The organism is Mycobacterium sp. NGS39, assembly GCF_059812765.1.
Genome location: NZ_JCALDH010000009.1, coordinates 229,850 through 239,217 on the forward strand (window position 1 = coordinate 229,850; position 9,368 = coordinate 239,217).

At 63.8% G+C, this 9,368-nt stretch carries 12 protein-coding genes; 7 read left to right on the forward strand and 5 right to left on the reverse strand.

What is annotated here, in order from left to right:
• Nucleotides 1-30 precede the first annotated feature (30 nt).
• The 5 genes from rpsF to dnaB all read left to right on the forward strand — a co-directional run bounded on the left by rpsF (nucleotide 31) and on the right by dnaB (nucleotide 3,690).
• Nucleotides 31-321, forward strand: coding sequence for a 30S ribosomal protein S6 (rpsF, locus tag AC5Y39_RS14895; RefSeq protein WP_499904475.1), 291 nt, complete (start codon nucleotides 31-33; stop codon nucleotides 319-321).
• A gap of 103 nt (nucleotides 322-424) precedes the next feature.
• On the forward strand, nucleotides 425-922 hold the full coding sequence (locus AC5Y39_RS14900) for a single-stranded DNA-binding protein (protein WP_500017562.1): 498 nt from the start codon (nucleotides 425-427) through the stop codon (nucleotides 920-922).
• A gap of 48 nt (nucleotides 923-970) precedes the next feature.
• A complete protein-coding gene (gene rpsR / locus AC5Y39_RS14905; RefSeq protein ID WP_499904479.1) occupies nucleotides 971-1,225 on the forward strand; it encodes a 30S ribosomal protein S18 in 255 nt (84 codons plus the stop codon).
• A gap of 22 nt (nucleotides 1,226-1,247) precedes the next feature.
• On the forward strand, nucleotides 1,248-1,706 hold the full coding sequence (gene rplI, locus AC5Y39_RS14910; RefSeq protein ID WP_500017560.1) for a 50S ribosomal protein L9: 459 nt from the start codon (nucleotides 1,248-1,250) through the stop codon (nucleotides 1,704-1,706).
• 601 nt (nucleotides 1,707-2,307) lie between these two features.
• Nucleotides 2,308-3,690, forward strand: a complete 1,383-nt coding sequence (dnaB, locus tag AC5Y39_RS14915; protein WP_499904483.1) for a replicative DNA helicase — start codon at nucleotides 2,308-2,310, stop codon at nucleotides 3,688-3,690.
• Nucleotides 3,691-3,832: 142 nt separating this feature from the next.
• Here dnaB and AC5Y39_RS14920 read toward each other — a convergent pair whose 3' ends face one another.
• On the reverse strand, nucleotides 3,833-4,267 hold the full coding sequence (locus AC5Y39_RS14920; RefSeq protein WP_500017558.1) for a MarR family winged helix-turn-helix transcriptional regulator: 435 nt from the start codon (nucleotides 4,265-4,267) through the stop codon (nucleotides 3,833-3,835).
• A gap of 78 nt (nucleotides 4,268-4,345) precedes the next feature.
• On the opposite strand from AC5Y39_RS14920, the gene AC5Y39_RS14925 reads away from it, so the two are divergent.
• On the forward strand, nucleotides 4,346-5,038 hold the full coding sequence (locus AC5Y39_RS14925; RefSeq protein ID WP_500048238.1) for a nitroreductase: 693 nt from the start codon (nucleotides 4,346-4,348) through the stop codon (nucleotides 5,036-5,038).
• A gap of 26 nt (nucleotides 5,039-5,064) precedes the next feature.
• Here the strand turns inward: AC5Y39_RS14925 and AC5Y39_RS14930 are convergent, their stop codons facing one another.
• The gene (locus tag AC5Y39_RS14930) at nucleotides 5,065-5,865 is read right to left on the reverse strand and encodes a DUF1906 domain-containing protein (RefSeq protein WP_500017554.1); all 801 of its coding nucleotides are present in this window, start codon (nucleotides 5,863-5,865) and stop codon (nucleotides 5,065-5,067) included.
• A gap of 83 nt (nucleotides 5,866-5,948) precedes the next feature.
• Nucleotides 5,949-6,599, reverse strand: coding sequence for a maleylpyruvate isomerase family mycothiol-dependent enzyme (locus AC5Y39_RS14935; protein WP_500017552.1), 651 nt, complete (start codon nucleotides 6,597-6,599; stop codon nucleotides 5,949-5,951).
• A 145-nt stretch (nucleotides 6,600-6,744) separates the two neighbouring features.
• Between AC5Y39_RS14935 and AC5Y39_RS14940 the strand changes: the two genes are divergently transcribed.
• Complete coding sequence (locus tag AC5Y39_RS14940; protein ID WP_500017550.1) at nucleotides 6,745-7,662, forward strand: LLM class F420-dependent oxidoreductase; 918 nt, start codon at nucleotides 6,745-6,747, stop codon at nucleotides 7,660-7,662.
• Between the two features lie 21 nt (nucleotides 7,663-7,683).
• On the opposite strand, the gene AC5Y39_RS14945 is transcribed toward AC5Y39_RS14940, so the two are convergent.
• Together AC5Y39_RS14945 and AC5Y39_RS14950 are read right to left on the reverse strand one after the other, a co-directional pair.
• A complete protein-coding gene (locus AC5Y39_RS14945) occupies nucleotides 7,684-9,111 on the reverse strand; it encodes an aldehyde dehydrogenase family protein (RefSeq protein ID WP_500048239.1) in 1,428 nt (475 codons plus the stop codon).
• A partial coding sequence (locus AC5Y39_RS14950) for a putative quinol monooxygenase (protein WP_500017546.1) occupies nucleotides 9,095-9,368 on the reverse strand: 274 nt, incomplete at its 5' end. The genes AC5Y39_RS14945 and AC5Y39_RS14950, both read right to left, overlap by 17 nt.

Sequence of the window (9,368 nt, forward strand, 5' to 3'; positions counted from 1 at the left end):
CACACGACCAGAGGAGGTGATGAGGTTCCCATGCGTCCATACGAAATCATGGTCATCCTCGACCCCACCCTTGACGAACGCACCGTGGCTCCGTCGCTGGAGGCGTTCCTCAACGTCATCCGCAACGACGGCGGCAAGGTCGACAAAGTCGACATCTGGGGTCGGCGCCGGCTGGCCTACGAGATCGCCAAGCACTCCGAGGGCATCTACGCGGTGATCGACGTGACGGCAGAGCCCAAGACGGTGACCGAACTCGACCGTCAGCTCAGCCTGAACGAGTCGGTGCTGCGCACCAAGGTGATGCGCACAGACAAGCACTGAATGCGTACCGCACGTCAGTTGCTCTGCGTAGGCTCGCGCACGACAAGCACCGTGCCTAACTGCTCCGTCCACGCGAGGAGCGACATGAGTCGAGGAGGATCTCGTGGCTGGTGACACCACGATCACCGTCGTCGGAAACCTGACGGCCGACCCTGAACTTCGCTTCACCCCCTCCGGCGCTGCCGTCGCCAATTTCACGGTCGCGTCCACGCCGCGCATCTACGACAGGCAGAGCGGGGAGTGGAAGGACGGCGAGGCGCTGTTTCTGCGGTGCAACATCTGGCGGGAGGCGGCCGAGAACGTCGCTGAAAGCCTCACCCGCGGGTCGCGGGTGATCGTCACCGGTCGGCTCAAGCAGCGCTCGTTCGAAACCCGCGAGGGGGAGAAGCGCACCGTCGTCGAGGTCGAAGTCGACGAGATCGGCCCGTCGCTGCGCTACGCCACAGCGAAGGTCAACAAGGCCAGCCGGGGCAGCAGCAGCAGCGGTGGATTCGGCAGCGGCGCACGGCAATCCAGCAACCAGGCCACCAACGACGATCCGTGGGGCAGCGCCCCGGCGTCGGGCTCCTTCGGCGGCAGCGACGACGAGCCGCCCTTCTAACCACAACGAACATTCACCAATAGTCACCAATAGTCGAGGAAGAAATTCATGGCGAAGTCCAACAAGCGGCGCCCCGCGCCCGAGAAGCCGGTGAAGACGCGCAAGTGCGTGTTCTGCGCCAATAAGGCCCAAGTGATCGACTACAAGGACACCGCGCTGCTGCGCACCTACATCAGCGAGCGGGGCAAGATCCGGGCCCGCCGAGTGACCGGCAATTGCGTCCAGCACCAGCGTGATATCGCAATCGCGGTCAAGAACGCGCGCGAGGTTGCCCTGCTGCCGTTCACCTCCTCGGCCCGCTGAGCATCCACGAACAGGAACGACGATGAAGCTGATACTGACCGCCGAAGTCGACCACCTCGGTTCGGCTGGCGACCTTGTGGAAGTCAAAGACGGCTATGGCCGCAATTATCTGCTGCCGCGCGGCCTGGCCATCCTGGCCACCCGTGGCGCAGAACGTCAGGCCAGCGAGATCCGGCGTGCACGCGAAGCCAAGACTGTGCGCGACCGCGAGCACGCCGACGAGCTGAAGAAAGCCCTCGAAGGCATTGGCTCTGTGTCACTTCCGGCACGCACGGCGGGTGGTTCGGGCAAGCTGTTCGGCTCGGTCACTGCGGCTGACGTCGTGTCGGCGATCAAGAAGGCCGGTGGTCCCAGCATCGACAAGCGGACGGTGCAGATGCCTCAGGCGCACATCAAGTCGATCGGCAGTTATCCGATCGTGGTGCGGCTGCACCCGGAGGTACAGGCCTCGGTGACGCTCGAGGTCGTCGCCGAGCAGTAGCCGTCCTCGCGCGTCATTTCGCGAATACGGCTGGACCGCACCAGTTTTCGGTTCGCTGCCTGCTGCGCGGCGCGACGTGCCGCCGCCGCAGCATGCGAGCTAATTGTCGGCTATCGCAATTACTTGGGCGTCGACGTCCTCACCACGGGTTCTGGCATACGGCCGGCCCGCGTATCTCGCAGCCGAACGCTGTCAGCAAACTGGCTGTGGCTGCGACGCCGCAGCGAATCTAACCATTCGTTAACCTTTACCTCAACTCAAGGCAACACAACACGCCCGAAACGGCAACCCGGCGAGACACGCCGTAGCGATTCTGATCCACAGGCCACACAGCCCGTTAAGTCCGCTTTAGCAGCAGATATGCCGACAAATATTTGCGTCATCCACAAGTTGTCCACAAGCCGTCAACATGGCGCAGAGCAGATATCCACACGCGATGCACAGGTTCATCAACAGCACCGCTTTTCAGCTCCTCTAGCAACCTTTAACGTCGGAGCGTCCCGGGGTAGCCCGGCGCGTCGAGTCGGTGAGTTGTCGGCACCGTGACTTATCGTCGAGACAGCCGTGCGAACGTACGTTCGGGAGGAGGTGGGGCGCCGTCATGGCCGTGGTCGACGATCTCGGGCACTCTGGCTTAGGCGTTCCTCCGACCAATGAGGAGTTCGGCCGTCAGCCGCCCCAGGACATCGTCGCCGAACAGTCGGTACTGGGCGGCATGCTGCTTTCCAAGGACGCCGTCGCCGACGTCGTGGAAAAGCTGCGGCCGGGTGACTTCTATCGTCCTGCACATCAGAGCATTTACGACGTCATCCTCGATCTCTCGACGCGGGGTGAGCCGGCCGACCCGGTGACCGTCGCTGCAGAACTCGACCGGCGCGGGCTGTTGCGGCGGATAGGTGGCGCACCGTATCTGCACACGTTGATCTCCACGGTGCCCACCGCCGCGAACGCTGGCTACTACGCCGGCATTGTCGCGGAGAAGGCGTTGTTGCGCCGGCTGGTCGAGGCCGGAACGCGGGTCGTGCAGTACGGGTACGCGGGTGCCGACGGGTCCGATGTCGCCGAGGTGGTCGACCGCGCGCAGGCCGAGATCTACGACGTGACCGACCGGCGGTTGTCGGAAGACTTTGTGCCGCTTGAACAATTGCTGCAGCCCACCATGGACGAGATCGACGCGATCGCGTCCAGCGGTGGCCGGGCGAGCGGGGTACCGACAGGCTTCGTCGAGCTCGACGAGCTCACCAACGGGCTGCACCCCGGCCAGATGGTCATCGTCGCCGGCCGGCCGGGTTCCGGTAAAAGCACACTGGGCCTGGATTTTCTGCGGTCGTGTTCGATCAAGAATCAGATGGCCAGCGTCATGTTCTCGCTCGAGATGAGCAAGTCGGAGATCGTGATGCGACTGCTTTCGGCCGAGGCGAAGATCAAACTCTCCGACATGCGCTCGGGCCGCATGGGCGACGACGACTGGGCACGGCTTGCGCGGCGGATGAGCCAAATCAGCGAGGCGCCACTGTATATCGACGACTCGCCGAACCTCACGTTGATGGAGATCCGGGCCAAGGCACGACGGTTGCGGCAGAAGGCGGACTTGAAACTGATCGTCGTCGACTACCTGCAGTTGATGACCTCAGGCAAGCGGTTCGAGTCCAGACAGCAAGAGGTGTCGGAGTTTTCGCGCAACCTCAAGCTGCTGGCCAAGGAGCTCGAGGTACCGGTGGTGGCGCTCAGCCAGCTGAACCGCGGCCCCGAACAGCGCACTGACAAGAAGCCGATGTTGGCTGACCTCCGTGAGTCGGGGTCGCTGGAGCAGGACGCGGACATCGTGATCCTGGTGCACCGGCCAGACCTCTTCGATCACGAGAACGAAGAGCGCCTCGGCGAAGCGGATCTCATTGTGGCCAAACACCGTAACGGCCAAACGAAGACCGTCACGGTGGCGCATCAGCTGCACTACTCACGATTCACCAACATGGCGAGGTAGTTGCTCAACAACCAGCGGCTCTTAGATCTCAGATCCGCCGCTTCCCAGTTGGTTTGTCGCCCGGCCGATCATCGCCCGCACGAATCGCGGTACTTCACGCCTGTGCGAACCTAACGCTGACGGCGGCCAGCGCGCGGGCCGCTTATTGACGGCCGACCCTATCGAGTGCTTCGCGAAGCTCGTCGGCTTTCTCTGCTGACAGATTGCACGCGGTATTGATCTGACCGGGGACCGCCCACACTCGGTCGCGCAGCTTCTCGGCCGCCGGCGTCAGATCGACGAGGACCCGTCGTTCATCCTGGGCATCGCGCTTGCGGCTGACCATGCCGGACTGCTCGAGGCGCTTCAGCAGCGGAGTGATGGTCCCGGTGTCCATGCCGAGCTTGGCGCCCAGCTCTCCTACCGACCGCGGTGCGTCACCGAGCAGCTCGAGTATCACCAGGTACTGCGGGAACGTCAGACCCAGGGGCTCGAGAAACGGCTTGTGCATCCGCACGAGGCGATTAGCCGCGCCGTAGAGCGCGAATGACAGCTGCTCGTTGACGGAGTGACTTTTCTTGCGGCGGTTGCGGCTCATAACCTCTGTTGCGATAGTATCTAGTGCACTAGATAATCCAGGCGCCTCGCGCTGTTCGCTCTCATGATTCCGCCCCATTTGAAGACACGCAAGATGCCTCAGGCCAGGCCGTTTCACGACATCGTCCGCGACCGTCGCTCGATCCGCAGCTTCCTTCCCGCACCCGTTCCTCGCGCCCTCATCAATGAGGTGTTGGAGGACGCCCGTCACACCCCATCGAACTCGAATATCCAGCCCTGGGATGTCCATATCGTGTCGGGGTCGACGCGCGACAAAGTCAGCAGCGCAATGCTCGCCGCAGAGGCGGCCCAGCAAATGAGCCCGGACTTTCCTTGGGCGGTCGATGACCTCTACGGCGTTTACCGCGAGCGGCAGGTTGCCCAAGCCGCCGCCTACTACCAAGCTCTCGGCATCCCCCGGGAGGCGCGCGAGGAACGACGCATGGCAATGCGTCGGAATCTGGAATTCTTCGGCGCACCACATGCCTGCCTGCTCTTCATGCCGCACCTCTACGACGGTGTTCGCGTCGCCGGCGATATCGGCATGTATGCGCAGACGTTCCTGCTGTCGCTTTCTGCGCATGGCATCAGCGGGGTGCCGCAGACGTTACTCGGCTTTTTCGCCGAACCTATTCGGGACGTCTTGGGCATCGACGCGTCGATGAAGCTGCTGTTCGGAATCTCGTTCGGCTACCCGGACATGTCCTCACCCGCGGCGGCGTACCGGATCGACAAGGCACCCCTCGAAGAGACGGTCACCTTCCACGATTGAGGCAAGGTCGATAGGAGTCACTGACGTCACGGATGCAGATTCCACTGGCCGCAATCTTGGGCCAGAACGTCGTTGACGTCGACTTCATATCCGCCGACCAACGGGCCAGGATTCGATTTGGTACTCACGATGCGCTGGTAGAGAACGGCGGCCGGATGCACCTGGTTGCCAGACCAAGCCCGCGTCTGCCATGCCCACCGGCGCCCGGGCGTGCGCGAATTCCCGATCACGCCATCGGCAATGGCCCACTGGCAGACGTCGATGCCGCCGTAGACGCCGGTGCGTTGCACGCCGAGCACCGAATTGATTCCCCGAAACCATTGCAGCGCAACTGTATTCCAGGTGGTGCGGTCGATGTCGTCGTCGATGGAGAAGAAAATCGGCGCGCTCTGGCCGCCACCTGCCGCCGTGTGCAGCTGCCAGGCCGTCTTGGCGTCTGCGACACCCCCGGCGAACCCGCGCGTGAAGTCCGACGGTGCGGTCCCGCCAGGTTTTCCGTATTGGTAATTGCTGACGATCACAAGGCCCGCTTTCGTCAGCGACTCGGCATAGGGCCGGGTGATCGGCTTGGCGCCAAAGGTCGAGCCAGGCCGCGACAGTGACACGTAGTTGATCACCCCGGCGTAGCCCGCGCCTCGAATGTGTTCGGCGGGAATTTGGTGCGCGGCAAAGTCGATCAGTTGAGGAGCTGCGGCGGCCGCAGCAGGTGGTATGCGGGCACCTGCCACACCAATGCCGGCCAGCACCGACGCAGTGGCCGCGTAGCGCAGTGCGTCGCGCCGGGAAACAGATCGCCGAAGACTGAACGACTCCGGCGGGTGCTCCACGGCTGGATGTTAACAGTGGGACTGTTGTTAATGATGTAGCCTTTTGAGGCGATTCGGTTACAAAGCAATCGCGAGACGGCCGCTCACGCTGCGATGGCTTGTACTCGTGACCGAAGAAGCTGCACGCCTGGGCCGTCGAGCTCGTCGAGGTAGGGCGCGCGGCCGGCCATGCTCATGACCAAGGCAAGGGTCGATCCGGTAACCAGGGGACCGCTGCCCGCGACAAGCGGCCCGTCGTCTGCTCGCAACTGAAGCCCAGCCACCCGGCTATGACTGGCAACTGCGAAGTTGCGTCGGGCGAAGAACTCAGCCACTGGCGTCAGCGCGTCGACGCTAGGTGACCGCTCCAGCCCTAACGGCTGACGGATATCTTGCGCGTGCACGACGACCTCACCCAGATAGGCGGGGATGTGGCCGGAGGGCGCGGTGGTGCTTGGGATTACGGCACGAAACCGATCAAGTGTGTCGGTGGGCGTGTCACCGCGGTGTTCGGCCAGCCGCCGCTGGTTGTGCACGTCAGGTCGGAACCCCGCACCGAGCATGCTGCGCAACCACTTCCATCGATTAAGGCTCGCCGCAGCGGTCAGGTGTGCGACGACCTCTTCGACATCCCAATCTCCGCACAAAGTGCCGTGCCGCCACTGCTCGTCGCGCAGGGCTGCAAGGTCCTCCGCCAGAGCAGCACGCTCGGCGTGCGCCAATGCCCACAGATGGTCGTGCCGGGGTCTCGCCATATCGCTCCATTCGTCACGTCAGCCTCGATGGCGTCACTGACGTAGACCCGCGCCGGCCGCAAGACTCATCGAGGACGTCAGGGGTACCCGCCGCTCCCACGAGGCGCCTGGAATCACGAGTCGATCGCGCGCGTTGGTTGCCAACATGCCTACCGGAATAGTCGTCATGGCTCGACCCGACGCACCCAATCTCGTCGATGACGTGATCGCACAGGCGCGACGAGCACACGAACTCGGCGTGGCTCAAGTCTGGTTGCCGCAACAGGTGAACTATGACGCCATCGCGCTCGCAGCGCTCGTGGGAGCCGCCGTGCCGGGGTTAGGCGTGGGCACCTCGGTGGTGCCCATCAATCCTCGCCATCCGCTGATCATCGCTTCGCTGGCACAAACGGCACAGGCGGCCGCCCACGGCAACTTCAGCCTGGGGCTCGGTCTGGGCGCACGCGAGATCGAACGCCAGGCATTCGGCATCGCCTGGCCGAACACCATCACCCGGCTGCGTGAGCACCTGACGATCCTGCGCTCCGTGTTCGACGCGGGAACCGTCGATTTCCACGGCAGCGAACTCAGCGCCAGCCCCAGCTGGCCGGTGCAGGTGGCCGGCGGCACTCCGATCCCGATATACGTGGCGGCGATGGGGCCGAAGGCATTGCGGGTTGCCGGCGAACTGGCTGACGGGACGCTGCCGTATCTAGCCGGACCTCGGACCATCGCCGAATTCATCGTGCCCGAGATCACCAGAGCGGCGGAGCAAGCCGGCCGCCCCGCACCGCGCGTGATCGCCGCGGTGCCCGTGCTGCTGTCAGAGGACGCCGACGCCGCTCGCGCCATCGCGGCGCAGCAGCTGCGCGTCTACGAGTCAATTCCCTCGTACCGCAACGTCATTGCCCGAGAAGGTGTCACTGATATTGCTGATCTCGCGGCGGTCGGACCCGAAGAGTCGGTGGCGCGCCAGCTGCGCCGTTACCTCGATGCGGGTGCCACCGACGTGGTGATCAGCCCGCTGGACCGAACGAATTCGGCGGATCGCGAAGCGCTTTGGCGGCTTACCGCGGCGCTCTGAAACAGCCCGTGTGCTGGCCGCTTAGAGCTGGATCGATTTGATTTGAAGGAATTCTTCGAAGCCGAACCTGCCCTGGCAGCGGCCGTAGCCGGACTGCTTGTATCCCCCGAACGGGATGTCGATGGTCAACTTGTAGCCGTTGATGTCGACTTGACCCGTGCGCATTCGGCGGGCCACCGAAAGCGCCCGGTCCTGGTCCGCGGAAAACACCGCTCCTCGTAGCCCGTACTTGGAGTCGTTGGCAATGCGCACGGCGTCGTCGTCTCCGTCGTGGGGAATGATCGAAAGCACAGGACCGAAGATCTCCTCCTGAGCGATGTCCATCGAATTATCCACATGGGTGAAGATCGTTGGGGCGACGAAGAATCCGCGGTTTATGCCGCGCGGCGGGGTGAGGCCACCGATTGCCAGCGTGGCGCCTTGCTCGATGCCGCGTTCGATATAGCCGAGAACGGTCTCGCGCTGCTTTGCCGACACCACCGGTCCGATCTCGGTCGCGGGATCCAGAGGGTCGCCGACGACGTAGCTACGGGCAATCTCCACACAGCGCTCCGTGATGTCGTCAATCTGGTGACGGGGCACGACCATTCGAGTCCAGGCGCCACACATCTGGCCGCAGTTGTTGAACGCGCTGCGCATGCCGTGCTCGACAGCACTGTCGATGTCCGCGTCGTCGAGCACGACGTTAGCCGACTTGCCGCCGAGTTCAAGCACTGGGCGCTTGACTGTGGCGGCGGCGGCCTGCGCCACGTGCGCGCCCGCCCGCGTCGAGCCCGTGAATGAAATGAGGTCGACATCCGGGTGCGCGGATAGTGCTGCACCCACCCCCGACCCGGTGCCGGGCACCAGGTTGTACACCCCAGCGGGCAGGCCGATTCGGTCGAGCAGACGGGTTACCAGCATTGCGCTGAACGGTGTTTGTTCCGCTGGCTTGTGAACCACCGTGCAGCCGGCCGCGATCGCCGGGAGAGCCTTGAGAAACATCATGTACAGCGGGTTGTTCCAGGGCGTGATCGCACCGACGATGCCGTAGGCCTCGCGTTCGATCAGCGACCCGTTGTCGCGTTGGGAATAGCGGTAATCGCGAGCAACTGCCGCAGTATCGGCGATGACGTCGCCCGGGATGGCGGTGTGCACCTGACGCGACGAACTGATCGGTGCCCCCATCTCCGCAGTGATCGTGGCGGCCAATTCATCGGTCACCTCCTGGTACGCAGCGTGCAGGCGATCCAGGAATGTGCAGCGCTCGTCGACCGGCATCGCCGACCATCCGGGAAACGCCGACCGGGCCGCGGCCACGGCGCGAGCGATGTCCTCCGCCGTGCCAGCGGGACTCTCGCCGATCGATTGCTCCGTCGCCGGGTTGATCACCGAAAGTCGCTCGGCGCCAGTGGATTCCATCCACCGCCCGTCAATGTATAGGCAGCGGGCATCACTGCGAGCGTTCATCGTGTACCTCCGCAATGAGGTTTGAGTCGCGACCGCCGTGTCGCGCAACAGCGCCGTGGTAGGTGTGCAGCAGCCGATAATGCACGGGGATGTTGTGGTGAGCCACAAGATCGCTCACCCGAGCGGCAAACTCGGCGTGAACCGGGCCTCCATCGAAAGCGTCGTGGGCCTCCTTGGAGCTCCACAGTTCATAGTGCAGAAATATCGATGGCTCGCCAAACGGTGCCAGAAGGTCGACCCGCACAAAGCCCGGCGCG